Origin of the sequence: Bradyrhizobium sp. HKCCYLRH2047, from assembly GCF_051168175.1 — a bacterium.
Taxonomy (GTDB): Bacteria; Pseudomonadota; Alphaproteobacteria; order Rhizobiales; family Xanthobacteraceae; genus Bradyrhizobium.
Window position 1 is genome coordinate 327,646 of the sequence record NZ_JBNPUM010000005.1, and the last position, 15,583, is coordinate 343,228.

At 65.3% G+C, this 15,583-nt stretch carries 17 protein-coding genes; 9 read left to right on the forward strand and 8 right to left on the reverse strand.

What is annotated here, in order from left to right:
• Positions 1–19: 19 nt before the first annotated feature.
• From ACQR1D_RS14765 to ACQR1D_RS14775, 3 genes are all read right to left on the reverse strand, one after another.
• The gene (locus ACQR1D_RS14765; RefSeq protein WP_316236716.1) at positions 20–643 is read right to left on the reverse strand and encodes a GNAT family N-acetyltransferase; all 624 of its coding nucleotides are present in this window, start codon (positions 641–643) and stop codon (positions 20–22) included.
• Positions 644–804: 161 nt separating this feature from the next.
• A complete protein-coding gene (locus tag ACQR1D_RS14770; RefSeq protein WP_315800237.1) occupies positions 805–1,203 on the reverse strand; it encodes a PaaI family thioesterase in 399 nt (132 codons plus the stop codon).
• Between the two features lie 120 nt (positions 1,204–1,323).
• A complete protein-coding gene (locus ACQR1D_RS14775; RefSeq protein ID WP_434840032.1) occupies positions 1,324–2,604 on the reverse strand; it encodes an ArgE/DapE family deacylase in 1,281 nt (426 codons plus the stop codon).
• A gap of 144 nt (positions 2,605–2,748) precedes the next feature.
• Between ACQR1D_RS14775 and ACQR1D_RS14780 the strand changes: the two genes are divergently transcribed.
• The 3 genes from ACQR1D_RS14780 to ACQR1D_RS14790 all read left to right on the forward strand — a co-directional run bounded on the left by ACQR1D_RS14780 (position 2,749) and on the right by ACQR1D_RS14790 (position 4,636).
• The gene (locus ACQR1D_RS14780) at positions 2,749–2,901 is read left to right on the forward strand and encodes a hypothetical protein (RefSeq protein ID WP_315800239.1); all 153 of its coding nucleotides are present in this window, start codon (positions 2,749–2,751) and stop codon (positions 2,899–2,901) included.
• On the forward strand, positions 2,901–3,170 hold the full coding sequence (locus ACQR1D_RS14785; protein ID WP_315800240.1) for a DUF6719 family protein: 270 nt from the start codon (positions 2,901–2,903) through the stop codon (positions 3,168–3,170). The genes ACQR1D_RS14780 and ACQR1D_RS14785 overlap by 1 nt, the downstream gene beginning before the upstream one ends.
• A 119-nt stretch (positions 3,171–3,289) precedes the next feature.
• Positions 3,290–4,636, forward strand: coding sequence for an HlyD family type I secretion periplasmic adaptor subunit (locus tag ACQR1D_RS14790; protein ID WP_434840031.1), 1,347 nt, complete (start codon positions 3,290–3,292; stop codon positions 4,634–4,636).
• 11 nt (positions 4,637–4,647) lie between these two features.
• On the opposite strand, the gene ACQR1D_RS14795 is transcribed toward ACQR1D_RS14790, so the two are convergent.
• Positions 4,648–5,172 (reverse strand): hypothetical protein, encoded by a 525-nt coding sequence (locus ACQR1D_RS14795; protein WP_434893873.1) that lies wholly within the window; start codon positions 5,170–5,172, stop codon positions 4,648–4,650.
• A complete protein-coding gene (locus ACQR1D_RS14800; RefSeq protein WP_434893872.1) occupies positions 5,169–6,332 on the reverse strand; it encodes a 2Fe-2S iron-sulfur cluster-binding protein in 1,164 nt (387 codons plus the stop codon). The genes ACQR1D_RS14795 and ACQR1D_RS14800 overlap by 4 nt, the downstream gene beginning before the upstream one ends.
• Positions 6,333–6,507: 175 nt before the next feature.
• On the opposite strand from ACQR1D_RS14800, the gene ACQR1D_RS14805 reads away from it, so the two are divergent.
• Together ACQR1D_RS14805 and ACQR1D_RS14810 are read left to right on the forward strand one after the other, a co-directional pair.
• The gene (locus ACQR1D_RS14805; RefSeq protein WP_434840029.1) at positions 6,508–8,229 is read left to right on the forward strand and encodes a type I secretion system permease/ATPase; all 1,722 of its coding nucleotides are present in this window, start codon (positions 6,508–6,510) and stop codon (positions 8,227–8,229) included.
• 39 nt (positions 8,230–8,268) lie between these two features.
• Positions 8,269–9,042 (forward strand): hypothetical protein, encoded by a 774-nt coding sequence (locus tag ACQR1D_RS14810; RefSeq protein ID WP_434840028.1) that lies wholly within the window; start codon positions 8,269–8,271, stop codon positions 9,040–9,042.
• Positions 9,043–9,095: 53 nt separating this feature from the next.
• On the opposite strand, the gene ACQR1D_RS14815 is transcribed toward ACQR1D_RS14810, so the two are convergent.
• A complete protein-coding gene (locus tag ACQR1D_RS14815) occupies positions 9,096–9,458 on the reverse strand; it encodes a hypothetical protein (protein WP_316181020.1) in 363 nt (120 codons plus the stop codon).
• A 575-nt stretch (positions 9,459–10,033) separates the two neighbouring features.
• Positions 10,034–10,585, reverse strand: coding sequence for a CreA family protein (locus tag ACQR1D_RS14820; protein ID WP_434840027.1), 552 nt, complete (start codon positions 10,583–10,585; stop codon positions 10,034–10,036).
• 226 nt (positions 10,586–10,811) lie between these two features.
• Between ACQR1D_RS14820 and ACQR1D_RS14825 the strand changes: the two genes are divergently transcribed.
• The 4 genes from ACQR1D_RS14825 (at position 10,812) to ACQR1D_RS14840 (ending at position 14,996) form a co-directional block, all read left to right on the forward strand.
• Positions 10,812–12,569 carry a L,D-transpeptidase family protein gene (locus tag ACQR1D_RS14825; protein ID WP_434840026.1) on the forward strand — a complete coding sequence of 586 codons (1,758 nt, stop codon included), beginning with the start codon at positions 10,812–10,814 and terminating at the stop codon, positions 12,567–12,569.
• A 154-nt stretch (positions 12,570–12,723) separates the two neighbouring features.
• The gene (locus ACQR1D_RS14830; protein ID WP_315800248.1) at positions 12,724–13,299 is read left to right on the forward strand and encodes a glutathione peroxidase; all 576 of its coding nucleotides are present in this window, start codon (positions 12,724–12,726) and stop codon (positions 13,297–13,299) included.
• A gap of 160 nt (positions 13,300–13,459) precedes the next feature.
• Positions 13,460–14,416, forward strand: a complete 957-nt coding sequence (locus tag ACQR1D_RS14835; protein WP_434840025.1) for a polysaccharide deacetylase family protein — start codon at positions 13,460–13,462, stop codon at positions 14,414–14,416.
• A gap of 19 nt (positions 14,417–14,435) precedes the next feature.
• On the forward strand, positions 14,436–14,996 hold the full coding sequence (locus ACQR1D_RS14840; protein ID WP_316180866.1) for a dihydrofolate reductase family protein: 561 nt from the start codon (positions 14,436–14,438) through the stop codon (positions 14,994–14,996).
• A gap of 9 nt (positions 14,997–15,005) precedes the next feature.
• Here ACQR1D_RS14840 and ACQR1D_RS14845 read toward each other — a convergent pair whose 3' ends face one another.
• Positions 15,006–15,461, reverse strand: a complete 456-nt coding sequence (locus ACQR1D_RS14845; RefSeq protein WP_315800251.1) for a DoxX family protein — start codon at positions 15,459–15,461, stop codon at positions 15,006–15,008.
• Positions 15,462–15,583: the final 122 nt, after the last annotated feature.

Below are 15,583 nucleotides of genomic sequence, written 5' to 3' on the forward strand. Positions count from 1 at the left end.
ATCGCAGCAACGGCTCCGCTCAGGCCGCGCGCTTGTCGCCGTACATCCGGGTCACGAGCTTCCAGCAGGCCCGGTTGAGGGTGAAGAACGCACGCGCGGCCGCGATCGGCGCATCGATCACGAGCTTCGCCAGTTCATCCTGAGGCTGCTCGCTCAGATCGATCGTACCGGTCGATTCGCCGTGACGGAACGCCAGATGCGCGCCGAATTTGGCCGCGAGCGCCCGCATCGCATGGTTCTGCGATCCGGTCGTGACACGAAGCTTGCGATAGCCCTTCCACCGCGCCTCCGAGATCACGCGCTGGAACAGCAGGCTGCCGACCCCGCGGCGGCGCACGCAAGCCTCCACGCTGAACGCAATCTCCGGAAGCCCGTCCTCGGACTGCTCCGGCGGATGCAACTCGGCGGCGCCGCGCACCATGCCGTTTTCCATGTAGGCGACGACGATCGTGCCATCGGCCGCACAGCGGGCGGCATAGCGTTCGATGAAACTGTCATCGAGGAAGCCGTTGAATCGATCGTGCCGGCTTTCCGCATCGAGCCGCAACAGATGATCGCGCAGCAACGGCAGTTCTTCGTGCTGGCTGAGCGTCCGCACATAGCCGAAGCCCGGCCGGGGACGAAAAGTATCTACCTGTGACACTGCCTGAGACTCCTCTCGAGAGCCCTCGCATACAGACGTCTTTCCCTAGACAGAAGCTATATTGTGCATCGCAACATTCATTGCAAGCCCCGCGCTCTACGGAGAGAACATGCGGCCATGCAAGGATCGCGTGAGTTAACAATTCGTTTGTGTACGAATCATCACAGCACGAGCTGAGTCTGGGTCACGATCGCGACCAGGCGCCCGTCCTCGGTCTCCACCCGCGTCTGCCATACCTGAGTGCGGCGGCCGCGGTGCACGGGCGTGGCGGTTGCGGTCACCACGGTCCCCTCCTTGGCGCCGCCGATGAAGTTGGTCTTGCTCTCGATGGTTGTGGTGCCCTTGGCATCCTGCGGCAGGTTGATCACGGTCGCAGCCGCGCCGACGGAATCAGCGAGCGCCATCACGGCGCCGCCGTGGATGGTGTGATGCAGGGTGCACAGATCCGGCCGCACCAGCATCTGCGCCACGACGCGATCGGCGCTGGCCTCGGTGAAGGTGACGCCCTTCAAGTCCGCGAACGGCATCTTCATCGCATTGATCTTGTCCAGCGGCGTCATACCGTTCCGATCCTTGCGCACGGACGACACGTCTCCCCGTGCCTTCACCGCACCCTGGATGCGCCGAGCCCAGACCGCGCGGCAATGACCTCCGAGGTCATTGCCGCGACGGCCTTGCGCTCACGCCTTCTCGACTCCACACCACTCGGCGATGAACAAGGCCATGGTCTTGGTCGCCTGGCGTAGCGAGTCGAGATCGACATATTCGTTAAAGCCGTGCATCGCCGCGCCGGTCGCGCCGAAGCAGAGGCTGGGGATGTTGTAGTTGAGCCCGTAGAAGCGGGTATCCGTGAGCGCCGTGAAGACGAGGTCCTGCACCTCCCCGCCGTAGACGGCGGTGAAGGCCTTGCCGAACGCCGCCTCCGGCTCAGCCGAATTGGTCAACTCGTATCCTTCGGACAGGAATCCGGACCACTCGACCACCGGCGGATTGTTGGAGAGGAAGCGGTGATCGCGCGAAGCCGCGGCGACGCAGGCGAGAATCTCGTTCTGGCAGTCCTTGACCGACCAGCCCGGCAGGATGGCGATGCGGCAATCGACGTCGCACCAGGCCGGCACGCTCGAGGCCCAGTCGCCGCCTTTGATGATGCCCGGATTGAAGTTGATCGGATGATTGAGCGTCTTGAAATGATGGTCGCTCTTGGCGCGCTCGTTCCAGTCCGCTTCGAGCTTCTCCAGCGCATGGATCAGATGATAGCTCGCCTGGATCGCATTGGCGCCGACGCCGGCTTCGAACACATGCGCGGGAAAGCCGCGCACCTTGAGGCGGAACCAGATCACGCCAACCTGAGAGCGCACCATCTTGCCGCTGGTCGGCTCGGGGATGAAGCAGGCATCCGCGCGGTAGCCGCGCTGCAAGGTCGACAGTGCGCCGACGCCGGTGCTCTCCTCCTCGATCACGGACTGGACATGAATGCGCGCCGTCGGCTTGAAGCCGGCCGCCTTGATGGCATCGAGCGCATAGAGTGCGCCGATCGTCCCGGACTTCATGTCGCAGGCGCCGCGGCCATACATTCGTCCGTCGCGGATCACCGGCGAGAACGGCGGCGTCTCCCACATCTCGAGCGGGCCGGCGGGTACCACGTCGCAATGCCCCTGCAAGATCAGCGATCGCCCGGCCGACGTGGCCGGCCGGTAGGTTCCAACCACGCTGCGCGCCTTCGAGAAGTCGTGCTCGATCGGGCCGTAGCCGCGCATGTCCTTCAGATCGTCGAGATCGATGTGCCAGTCGTCGACCTCGTAGCCGCGCACACGCAGGAGATCGCCGAACATGTCCTGGCACGGCCCTTCGGCGCCGCGGGTCGAGGGGATGGCGACGAAGTCGCTCGTGGTCGCAAGCTGCCGGTCGAAGTGGGCATCGACGGCGTCGACGATGCGCTGCGTAGTGTCCTGGGTGATCATGCCTGTCGCGGTTCCAATTGCCGATGACCGCACCAAATCACAATCTGATGCATAGTTGCACCGGATTCGCCGCTGCTTTCAGAATCGCAAGGCCGCTCGTACATTCGCGCATACGAACGACGGTAACATACTTTGGATTTTGGCATGTCGGACCACCGCAATATCCTCTATTTCCTCCTCGGCATTCTCAGCGCGGCGATCATCGTGCTCGGCTACAATTTATATCAGGCCAAGAAGCAGCCCGAGGGTGTCCAGATCAATCTCGGGCCCAAAGGCCTGAAGATCGAAGGGAAGTGATGCGTTCTCAAATCTTCGCGTTCGCGGACGTCGCAGCCTGCCCTCTCGGCGTCCTCGGTATCTTGCTCTTGGTTGCCGCACCCGCACAGGCGCAATATGTCGGGCGCGAGCAGGACATCACGGATCTCCGGCTCGGCCAGCGGGTGCTGGTCGATGACGGCACCTGCCCCGCCGGCCAGGTGAAGGAGGTCTTGGGCTCCAAGATGGCCGAAACCGGCATTGTCCGCACCACGAAATGCGTGCCGCGGTTCGGGCCGAAAAGGAAGTAGCTGATCTCGTTCGATTGGGCCGTCATACATAGCCGGCCTCCGGCACGTGACCTTCCGCACAGTCCTGAATCTGTGCATCGACGATGCTCCTGCCCCACGGACAATCTCGGGGACGCAGCATGTCGATGTCAGCGGTGCAGGATCACGGCTTCTTCGAAGCGGCCGACCGGCCGCAGCCGGTCAAGGCCGATTTCAGCCGCTACGCCCTGCTCGGCTATCTGTCGATTGCGCTGGTGTTCGGCGGCTTCGGCGTGTGGGCGGCCTATGCGCCGCTCGATCGTGCGGCGATCGCACCGGGCACCGTGTCCGTCTCCGGCGATCACAAGGTGGTTCAGCACCGTGAGGGCGGAATCATCAGGGAGATTCTGGCCAAGGAAACTCACGCCGTGCATCGCGGCGACCTGCTGTTTCGGCTGCAGCCGACCGAGGCCCAGGCCAACACCGACCTCCTGCGCAAGCAGATGGACGCGGCGCTGGCCGAGGAGGCGCGCCTCCTCGCCGAGCGCGGCAATGCGCGGATGATCACGTTTCCCGACGCGCTGCTCAACCGCCAGAACGTGCCGGAGGCGGCGCTTGCCATCGCCGACCAGCAGCGGTTGTTCGTCGAGCGTCGCAATGGCCTGATCAGCCAGATCAACATCCTCAACTCGCAGATCGCCCAGCAGCAGCAGGAGCTCGCCGGCCGCGACCGCCAGCGCGCAGCGCTCTCCGCGCAGCTCGCGAGCTTCGAGACGCAGATGAACAATGTGCGCCCGGCCGTCGCCGCAGGCTATTATCCGCGCAACAAGTTCCTTGAGCTGGAACGCGAGCGCGCCCGCGTCGAAGGCGATCTCGGTCAGGCGCAGGCCGACGTCGCGCGGCTGACGCAGACGGCCGCGCAGACGCGCCTGCAGATCGATCAGACGCTGCAGAAATATCTGACCGAGGTCGGCCAGCAGCTCGACGGCACCCGGGCCAAGCTGTCGGACCTGCGCGAGAAGCTGGTCATCGCCGAGGACGTGCTGCGCCGGGTCGACATCCGCGCCGAGCGCGACGGCATCGTCATGAACATGAAGGTCCACACCGTCGGCGCCGTCGTGAAGCCCGGCGATACGCTCGCGGAGATCGTCCCGGTCGGCGAAGGCGTCGACGTGATGGCGCACGTCTCGCCGCGCGACATCGAGAGCGTCGCGATCGGCCAGAGGGCCGAGGTGCGCTTCTCCAATTTCTCCTCGCGCACCACGCCGACGATCTTCGGCAAGGTCTCGAGCGTCTCGGCGGACGCGATGTCCGACGAGGCGAGCAAACAGAGCTACTATTCGGCGCGCGTGGTGATCGACTATTCGACCATCCCGCCCGAGATCGCCGAGAAGATCCTGCCGGGCATGCAGGCCGACGTCATCATCTCCACGGGAGAGCGCACCGTGCTCGAATATCTGGTCGGCCCGCTGCTCAACACGCTCGCCAAGACGTTCCGTGAGAAATGAGCCGAGAGCACCTATGCCGACCGCGCCGGTGGCGTGCCCGCAACGACTGCAAGGTCGCGGGCACGCCGCACGCCGATGGCGTCCAGTTCGCGACCCTGTTCGGGATCGGCAAGCCTCTCACGCATCGCTCCATCCAGATCAACAAGGCCGGCAGCTGTCGCCACGCCCCCGGACATTGCGAGCTGCCAGCCTCTGGTCTCCGCCAATTCAGCCAGAAGCGCCGGCCACTCCGTCCCAAGTCCGAGCACAGCCACCTGCGAGGTGCGTCCAAGGGTCAGTTGCCCGACAACGATGTCGCCAAGGTGAGCACCAATCGCCAGCTCCACGGGCCGACCGATCTCCGCGGCGATCTTTTCGTTGACGCGGTCCATAACCACGTCCATGGCGCCGATCGCCTGCAGCGCATCGCGGCAGCCTTGTTCTGCTCCCTGCTCCTCGCCGAAGACGGCGAGCACGCCGTCGCCGAGGAAACGATCGATGCGCCCGGACCGGGCTTCGATGGCTCCGCCAATGGCGCCGAAGATCTCGTTCATCATGAAGCCGAGGTCGGAGGCAACCGGTCGCGCGCGATGGTCGCCACCGCGCGGACCCGAACATGAACCAGACACACCGCGCGGCGCTCAGCCTGGAGGCCGTCGACGGCGGGCACCCTCTCCTCTCGTTGGCCGCCGACGAGACGCGTGATCGTCAGCGGCGCCCCAGGGCGGATCTGGCAGGCCAGGCGCACATTCACCGGTGCCGCCAATTCGGCGAGCATGGCACGCTCCGCGTGGCCGGGTGGCGCCAACGTCTCCGCTCCTTCATCGACCCGGACGCGGCAGAGACCGCAGCGGGCGCGGCCGCCGCATTCGGCCTGGAGCGACAGCCCATGACTGCCGACGATCTCCAGCAGCGTCGGACCGACCGCGGCCTGCACCGTCGCGCCGCCCGTGACGGCAACGGCAATCTTCGGCGCTGCGAGCGATGCGACGTGGCGGAACACGATGATCGTCACGCCTGCAACGAGCAGCGCGACGGCCGCGATCTGCGCCGAAACCTGCAGCAGGGCAATCCACTTGGCGTCGAGTTCGCTCGGCCAATGGGTGACCTCGCGCATCTGCTCGGCCATGCCGGGATTGCCGAGCAGCGCGGCGACGGCGCGTCCGGACACCACGAAGCCCATCAGCGCCGCCAACGGCAGCGCGACGGCGAGGACGAACAGCAGCGGCTGCATCACGCGATACCAGCCACGGAATTTCAGCCAATGATGCAGGCCGACACAGCCGTGGATCCAGACCAGCAGCAGCAGCGCGGTCTGAATCCACGCCGCCTTGGGCCACAGCAGCGCCAGCGCATAGAGGTAGCCGTCCTGAACGCCGAACAGAGCATGAGCCATGTGGGTCTCGATGACGTGCGGCAGCAACAACAGTGGGATCGCAAATCCGGTGGCGATCTGAACAAGCTCCCACGAGGACAGCCGCCACGTGCCGCGCTCAACCGTCTTGGTGAACGCAAGCACGGCATGCGCGAGCAGTGCCGCCGCCAGCACGATCGTTCCCGGCCACGATCGGGTGACGACCAGTCGCCATTCCTGCACCTCATCCATCGCCTCGAGGCTGAACAGCCCCACCGCATGGTTGAGAAAATGCGTCGCGGCGAACGCAAACAGGACGAGGCCCGACAGGAGCCGGATGTTCTGGGACGTTACGGCAGGCATGAGGTCACTGCGATTCAGGCAAGTGCGAAATCTGAGCACGTCTGATCCATCCGGTAGCGGCTGCAACCGGCCAACTCAAGCGCCGCCAGATCCGCCTCGAGCTATGTGAGGTCAGTCACGGTCGACGACGGGCGCCCAGGCGAAGCTCCCCAGCACCATCGCAAGGGGATCCGACATGACGAGCACCACCCGAAGCCCGCTGGGAACCGCGCTCCGCGCGTGCTTTCCCGCGCTCACCGCGACCTTCGTGCTCAGCCTCTTCATCAATGCGAGCATGCTCGCCTCGCCACTCTACTCCATGCAGGTCTATGACCGCGTGCTCACCAGCCGCAATCTCGGCACGCTGGTCATGCTGACGCTCATCGTCGGTGTTTTCCTCGTGCTGTATGGCGTCCTCGAATTCGCCCGTTCCGGCGTTCTGGCCCGTGCCGGCGTGCAGTTCGAAGGCACGCTGCGCCACCCGCTGTTCGAGACGATGATGAAGGCGGAGCTGTCGCCGCGGCATCGCTTCGGCCAGCAGATCATCCGTGACGCCGAGACCATCCGCGACTGCATCTCCAGCGGCACCGCCGCCATCGCCTGCGATCTGCCGTGGACGCCGGTGTTCGTCGCGCTGTGCTTTCTGCAGCACGCCTATCTCGGAATCCTCTCTTTGCTCGGCGCGACGGTGCTGTTCTCGCTGGCGCTGCTCACCGAATTCTACACCCGCGCCAGCGTCGAGCGCACCAACGCGCTGGCCAACGAGGCCTCGCGCTTCGTCGCGGCGGCGCTGCGCAATGGCGAGGTCGTGCGCGGCCTCGGCATGGGCGACATCGTCATGGACCGCTGGAGTTGCCGTCAGTCGGCGATGGTCGATGCCCACAGCACCCTCGTCGAGCGGGGCGCGGCGATGCATTCCGTGACCAAGTTCGCGCGCATGGCGGTGCAGACCTCGCTGCTGTGCATCGGCGCCTGGCTCGCGATCGAGCAGCAGATCTCGCCCGGCGCGATGATGGCTACGTCGATCATCATGGGCCGCGCGCTGGCGCCGGTCGAGCAGGTCGTCGGGCAGTGGAAGCGCATCATCGCATTCCGCTCCGCCTATCGCCGGCTGGAGGAGCTGTTCCAGGCGCTCCCGGTCACGGCTGCACCGACCGCGCTGCCGACGCCGCGCGGCGACATCGACGTCGAGAACGCCGTGGTGTGGCCGCCGGCGGCCGGCCGTCCCTCGGTCAAGGGCGTCAGCTTTTCGCTCAAGGCCGGCGAGAGTCTCGCGATCGTCGGCGCCTCCGCCAGCGGCAAGTCGAGCATGGCGCGCGCCATGGCCGGGGTCTGGCCGCTGCGCGAAGGTGTGATCCGCATCGACGGCGCCGCCTACAGCCAGTGGGATCAGAACCGGCTGGGCAAGCATATCGGCTATCTGCCGCAGGACATCGAGCTGTTCTCAGGCACCGTCGCCGACAACATCGCCCGGCTTGCGAAGGTCGACGAAGCAGCCGTTGTCGCTGCCGCCAAGGCCGCCGGCGCGCATGAGGTCATCCTGCGCCTGCCCAACGGCTACGACACGCCGATCGGCGAAGGCGGCGTGGCATTGTCCGGCGGCATGCGGCAGCGCGTCGGCCTCGCCCGCGCGCTCTACGGCAATCCGCGGCTCTTGATCCTCGACGAGCCGAACTCGAACCTCGACGAGGACGGCGAGCGGGCGCTGGCGCACGCCCTGGCCCAGGCGAAGACCGCCGGTCGCACCGTGATCGTCGTCACTCACCGTCCGCAGCTGTTGGCGCATGTTGACCGCATCATGGTGATGGCCTTCGGCAAGACGCTGGCATTCGGCCCGCGCGACGAGGTGATCGCCAAGATGCGCGGCCAGCGTGTCGTCATCGCCCACGACCGGGCGACCGCCAGCGCAGCGGCCTGAACGAACCCAGTGCAGATCGCACATCGCAAGGAGCCGGTCATGATCAAGTTCACATCGTCAACGAGGACCCTGCAGCTGGCCTTCGCGACCGCCGTCCTGCTGCCGATCTCGGCTTCGGCGGAGACACCAATGACCGCGCGGCAGATGCTGGCTCACGCGCAAACCCAGGCCCTCAATGTCCCCAGCGATATCAGGAAGCCCGAGTTGGACCGCAGCGAAAAGATCACCAGCGAGGCCGCCTCCGCAGGCAATGCCGCCATCGCCGCCCCGCTTCCGGTCATCGAGCCGCCGGCGGCGATCTCGCCGCCAGCCCCGGCGCTCACCTCACTGGCTGCGCCCGTCCCGGCGCCTGAGGCAGCTTCATCGCAGACGCGTACCAACTCGCTCACGGCCGCCGCGCCCGTTGCTGAAGCTGCCAAGACGTCGAATCCAGTGCTCGCGACATCCCCCGCGGCGGTCACCACCGAAGCACGCCCGATGGCACCAGCCCCGACTCCGCCCGTCACGGCCGCAGCTTCACCGGTGCTGGTCCCCGCGATCGCTGCTGTTGCCGCGCGGCCCCGGTCCGGCCTCCCGGCCGCGGCGGCCACACAGGCCACGGGGACGCAACCGGCCGCTTCGTCGTCCGCCGAAAAGCCTGCTCCTGTACGGCATCAGCCAACCCGTGCCGGCGCGGCAGCGGCCCGTCCTGCACCCAAGCCTGCTGCAAAATCGTCAAGACACAGCGACGAGGATGCCATCAGTACCCGGATCTCACGCATCATGCGCCGGCCGGACGTGCAGTCCCTGATGTCGCAATACGGCCTGGACTGACAACGAGCACCGCCGGACGATCGATGCTGATCGACATCAGGCCCGGCGGCTGATCAGTTGGCCGGATCGAACATGCACTGCAGCGCGGGTTTCGCGATCTTGGTGAACGTGGGACCGATCTCCGCTCGCTTCGGTGCGGGCACCCAATCGGTCTCTATGGTCGGCACGCCGGTCTCACTGATCCCGCGCAGCAGCGCCTCACGCAAGTCGGCATCCTCCACCATCGCGGCCGCATGATCATGCAGGCAGGAGCAGACAGCTTCGGGATGCGTCCACCGGTCGAGCATATGAGGCGCACACAGCCGTACGAACTCGCCGCGCAGATCTGGCAATCGGGTCGTCGTCCGCGCCTCGACGGAGGACCAGAAGAGGCACGACAGCGCGGCAAGCGCCGCAGCATCCAGTCGAAAACACATGGTGGACCGCTGGTTCTTGTTTTTTGTCATGTCATCCACGCGGGCCGGGACGACACGATTCTCATGTCGCTGATGCTTTCATACCCGCTTCACGTTTCAAGCGGTCTGCGGCACGGGCACAAAATGGTTTCATGGCCCCTCCGCTTCGTTTCATCGCGACCACCCGACGACACAGAATACAATCAAAACGAGAGTGACCTAAAGCGCCACCCGCTTTGACCGCGCCAGCGCCATCCAAGGCAACCGTCAATCTGCCGACGGAGAGCTTCTTAACGACCTTGCGTTAATCGTGGCCGGCAGGGCGAACCTCCCAGCTCACCACGGCAACCCAGCAGCGCGGCGCGTTGGGAGACGACGTTGCTCCCTCAGGGTCACCATGGACAAGCGCTTGCACACACCCAAGCCGAAGGTATCTCGCCGCAGCTCCCTGGCTACGCCGATGGCGCAGCAGCGGACCGAGAGCTACGCTGCCTCGGCCCCACAGAGCTTGGTGCGGCTGATCGGCTGCCACGATCCCGCCAAGCACAAATTGCCCAGCGAGGCTTTCGGCAGCCGATCGTCTCTTGGCACATCCCTTATTGAATGAAATCGCCGCACTTCTGGACTGCGCCGTCATCGGCTTTGCCCCAAGGCATGATCGGGACGGAGGAGGTCGAGTTCTTCGGCGAGCCCTCGATCAGCCTGTCCGAGTAGACCATGTAGACCAGCACGTTGCGCTTGGCGTCGCAGCCGCGAACGATCTGCATCTTCTTGAAGAACAGCGACCGCCGCTGCCGGAACATGTCGTCGGCCTGTTCGAGCTTGCGCTTGAACCTGATCGGGCCGATCTGCCGGCATGCGAGCGAGATGTCGGAGACCTCCTCGGCCAGGCCCAGCCAGCCGGCATATCCGCCCTTCTGCGGCACCGTGAAGTGGCAGGCGACGCCCTCGACCTCTGGATCATCAACGCCATAGGTCGCGAGCTTGTCATTCGGGCTGAGCAATTTGAACACGGTCGACCGACGGAAGATCAGATCCGGCTCGTCTGCGGCGTATGCTGAGATGACAGGCGAGGACAATCCGATAAGCAGTAGGTAAGCGAGGGTTTTCAGCCACAGATCAAACCGTTTGGTGGCTCTGAACGACATGTCGGTCTCCGTTATACCGCCGATGCTCGGCATACCGCCCATGTAGGGACACAAATGCCTGCAAGGAAGGCGCTCCAGCCCGTGACCTTCCACTACCCGTTTAACGGGATGTGAGGCTTTTCTGCTACGATTGGAACGAAATCACGCAGGGCAGAAGCCCCAAGCTGGTGAACGCAGACTCCGTCTGCGACACTAAAGACCAGATGGTTCTTGAGGATTTGCCGGAATGCTCTGCGTTCGTGCGGCCGCCAGGGGGCGGTTCTATTGTGCAGCAATCGTTTCAGTTCCGCTTGCCCTCGCAGCGACTTCACAGGCTGACGCAGCGTCTTATTACTACTGGAACGACTCTCAGCCCGTCGCCATTGCTCCGACCTTACGCCCGGCCGCGCCGCGCAAGGCCAAGGCGCGCCACCTCGACAAGCTGAAGACCGAGAAGGAGGCTGCCAAGCCGCAAGGGCCGGTCACGATCGCGGTGTCGATCAACAAGCAGCAGCTCAAGGTCTACGACGCAAACGGTCTGTTCGCGGAAGCGCCGGTCTCGACCGGCATGAAGGGACATTCCACCCCGATGGGCGTGTTCAGCGTCATTCAGAAGCAGAAATTCCATCGCTCCAACATCTATAGCGGCGCCCCGATGCCGTTCATGCAGCGCATCACCTGGTCGGGCGTCGCGCTCCATGCGGGCGTACTGCCCGGCTACCCGGCCTCGCATGGCTGCATCCGCATGCCGCCAAGCTTTGCAACCCGATTCTATGGCTGGACGCGGATGGGATCCCGGGTCCTGGTCACGCCGAACGAGGTGGCTCCTGCGAGTTTCTCGCATCCGATGCTCGCTGCACTGAAGGCGCCGCAGCCGAGCGCATCGGTGCAACCCGATGCGACTGCGCCGGCGGCGATCAAGTCGGACAAGGGCGCGGCCGTCACCACCGCGATCACAGTCGCGACGACGGATCTGCGCGCCACGATCGGTCATGCCGAGAGCCCGCGCTCCGGCGAAGGATCGCCCGCCGCGTCGCGCCAGGTGCAGACCGCCGACGCCGCCAACGCCAACGCCAACGGACTCCCACCGATGGTCTCGGATGCTTCCCCAAGCGTCGAACCATCGCGCTCGCCACCGGTGGAGGTTCAAAGCAATACTGCCGATCTGAAGCCCAGTGTCGCCGAGACCAAGATTGAGCCTGCGACCGCCGACGCAGAGGCCAAGTCTGCCCCCGGCGACGTCGCTCCGGCGAGCGAGCCAACGAATGCTGCGCAGGTGGCCGCTCCGGCTGTCGAGAAGCCGGCTGAGGCATCGAATGCCGAAGCCACCGGTTCGACCGAACTCAAGCCTGCCGAGTCCAAGCCGCCTGAGTCCAAGTCGGTAGAGTCCAAGCCTGCCGACGCCCCGATCGCGGACCAGCCTGCGTCGCCGTCCACACCGGCGGCAGAGGCACCGGCGAAGGCGGTCGATCCCAACGATCTCGCCAAGGATCAGTCGCGTGTTGCCGCGCCGGACAAGCCGATTGCGCCCAAGCCCGAATTGAAGCGCAACAGCCAGATCGCGATCTTCATCAGCCGCAAGGATTCGAAGCTGTACGTGCGGCAGAACTTCGCTCCGGTGTTCAACACCCCGGTCACCATCGCACCGGGCGACAAGCCGCTCGGCACCCACGTGTTCACCGCGACGGCTGACAAGGCCGATCCGGCGACGATGCGCTGGTCGGTCGTCTCGCTGCCCTCCTCGGCGCGAAGCACCGCGGCGACCGATGGCGCCGCCAAGGCGGTCCGGCGCGGCAAGAAGTCCGCGGGCGCCGATGCCGAGCTGAAGCAGGTCGTTCAGCTGAGCAGCGCAGCCGAGGCGCTCGATCGCATCACCATTCCCGCCGACGTGATGGCGTGGCTCGGCGAAGCCCTGTCGACCGGAAGTTCGCTGATCGTCTCCGATCAAGGCATCAACCAGGGCGAAACCGGCGAGGGCACCGAGTTCATCCTTTCGCTGCGCTGAAGACCGACGCCGTCCCTCTTTCCGCCCTACGGCAAGGGTATCCCGTGCCGCAACGCAGTCTGATCCAGCGCAACGCCGAAGCCGTTCACGCATCGGCAGGTCGAGCGCGGGCACATTCATGCTGACGGGGCTGGCTCTGCTCAGGGAGATTCACATGATCAATCGCAGGATGGTTGTTCTCGGCATCGGCGCCTCGTTGTCGGGCGCGGCGCTCACGTCGCAGGCGGCTCATGCCGACAATGCGGTGAGCAAGATGACCGCCTACCGCTTCTCCTTCCCGGCGCTGGCCGGTGAGCCGATTCGGCTCGCCGATTTCGCCGGCAAGCCGGTGCTGGTCGTCAACACGGCCTCGCAGTGCGGCTACACCCCGCAATACACCGGCCTCCAGAAGCTGTGGAGCGAGTTCCATGAGCGCGGGCTGACGATCATCGCCGTGCCGTCCAACGACTTCAACCAGGAGCCCGGAATCGCCGGCGACATCGCCGAGCTGGCCAACAAGGACTATGGCGTGACCTTCCCGATGACCGCCAAGGCGGTGGTCACCGGTTCCAACGCCCACCCGTTCTACCGCTGGGCCGCCGAGGCGCGGCCCAAAGAGACGCCGCGCTGGAACTTTCACAAATATCTGATCGGCCGTGACGGCTACATCGCCGACGTGTTCGCCTCCTCGGTCGAGCCGACGGAGACGCGGGTCAAGACCGCGGTCGCCCGGCTGCTGGCGAACGGCTGAGCAACACTCGGCAGGAATGCGGCGGAAGCCGGCAACTTCCCCCGTGTTTTTGCCTCGTTTCCTTTTGGCGCCACTCCGGCTGCTGGGCTAATATCCCGGCCGGATGACGGAGCGACTCTCGGCACTGGCGCTCCCGTTGCAACAACCCCGAGGAAACACGATGCGGATTGCAGCAGGATTGGTGTTCGCGAGCTCTTTGGCGGCTTCGCTGTTGACGTCTGGCGCGGCGTGGTCGCAGGCGCAGCGCACGGCGGCGGCACCGACCCCGGCTGCCGCAGTGCCCGCTCCCGCCCCGGCCGCTGCGGTGCAGACCCAGCCGCCGCGCGCGCCCTGCATGAACCCCGAGGCGCTCGGCGTCGGCCGCACCGTCGAAATCGACACGACCGGCGGTCCAGGCTTCGGCTTCGAGCACTTCAAGGACCTCGACTTCCTGAAGGATCACGAAGTCGTGCTGACGTTCGACGACGGTCCGTGGCCGGAGAACACGCCCGCCGTGCTCAAGGCGCTCGCCGACCAGTGCACCACTGGCATCTTCTTCATCATCGGCAAGCACGCGACCTATTACCCGGAGATCCTGAAGCAGGTCTACAATGCCGGCCATACGGTCGGCACGCACACCTGGTCGCATGCGGCGCTGACCAACAAGAAGCTGACCGAGGATCAGCGCAAGGAAGAGATCGAGCTCGGCATCAGCGCCGTGAAGTGGGCGCTCGGCGGCAACTCGCCGGCGCCGTTCTTCCGCTTCCCGGCCCTGCAGCACCCGCCGGAGATGGTGACCTATCTCGGCACCCGCAACATCGGAATCTTCTCCTGCGATCTCGACTCGTTCGACTTCAAGGCGCGCAATGCGCAGGCGGTGCTCGACGTCACCTTCAAGAAGCTCGACAAGCTCGGCAAGGGCATCATCCTGATGCACGACTTCCACAAGCATACCGCCGAGGCCCTGCCCGAGATGCTGCGCCGCCTGAAGGCCGGCGGCTACAAGGTGGTCGCGATGCGCGCCAAGGCGCCGGTGCAGTCGCTGCCGCAATATGACGAGCAGCTCGCCAAGGTCGCGAAGCTGCCGACAGTGAGCCAAAGGCCGGTCTCGAGCGTTGTGACGACAGTGTCCGAATGAGACAGGATTCCTTTCGTCAGTGACCAAGCTTCGTATCGAAGGTTACGTGATCGTGTCGGCCGACGGGATGTTGGCCGACGCGCACAATGCGATGCCGCCCGCCCTGAAATTCCCCGGCGACGCCGCATTCTTTTCCCAGGCCCTCGATGGCGCCGATCTGATCGTCCATGGCCGCAACTCCTATGAGGACCAGCCGAACTCGCCGAAGCGCCGGCGCATCGTCGTGACCCGCAAGGTCGCGGGGCTGGCGCCGGATCCGGAGAAGCCGCTCTCTACCCTTTGGAATCCGGCGGGCGCCTCCTTCGAAGCCGCCTGTGAAGCCGCGGGCGTCAGCTCTGGCACGGTGGCCGTGATCGGCGGTCCGGTCGTGTTCGAGATGTTCATGGACAGCTACGACAGCTTCTTCCTGTCGCTGGCGCCCCACGTCTCCCTGCCCGGCGGCGCGCCGTGCTTTCCAGGCGTCGGTCCCGACCGATCGCCGCAGCAGGTGCTGACGGCCCACGGCTACACGCCGTCCAATCAGCTGATGCTCGATCCCGCCGACGACGTCAGCGTGACCGCCTGGAAGCGATCCGCTTAAGGCTCCCTCCTAGATATCTCCGTAGGCGCTCTGCTCCGGTGCCTTCGGGCCCTTGCCGTAGCCGAAGATCATGAACAGCGCGCCGATGATCGACAGGTTCTTCAGCGCGTCGATCAGGGTCTTGGCGTTGTCGGGCGGGGTCTGGTTCCAGAAGTCATGGAAGTAGAAGATGGTCGCGCCGACGAACAGGATCATCAGAGCCGCGAAGAAACGCCCGAGAAAGTTGAGCGCGATCATCACACCGGCGAGCACCTCGAACGCGCCGGCCGCGATCGCCAGGATCTGCGGCATCGGCATCTTGGCGGCGGCCTCGAGCTGCGCCGCATAGGGCGCGAGCATCGTGGGAATCGTGACCTTGGCGGCGATCAGATCGGCGGTGGCGGCAATGCCGAACAGCTTGGTCGCGCCCGTGTAGATGAAGATCACGGCGAACAGAACGCGCCCGAATGTAATGAAACCCGGCATTCTCGCCCTCACGGATCAACTTCAAACGATGTGTCGCCGGCCCACCGGGCCGGATATGTGACGTCGCGAACGCTTTTCAACAATAAAGGCGGGCGGAATACGACCGAAACCGGACGAATTCC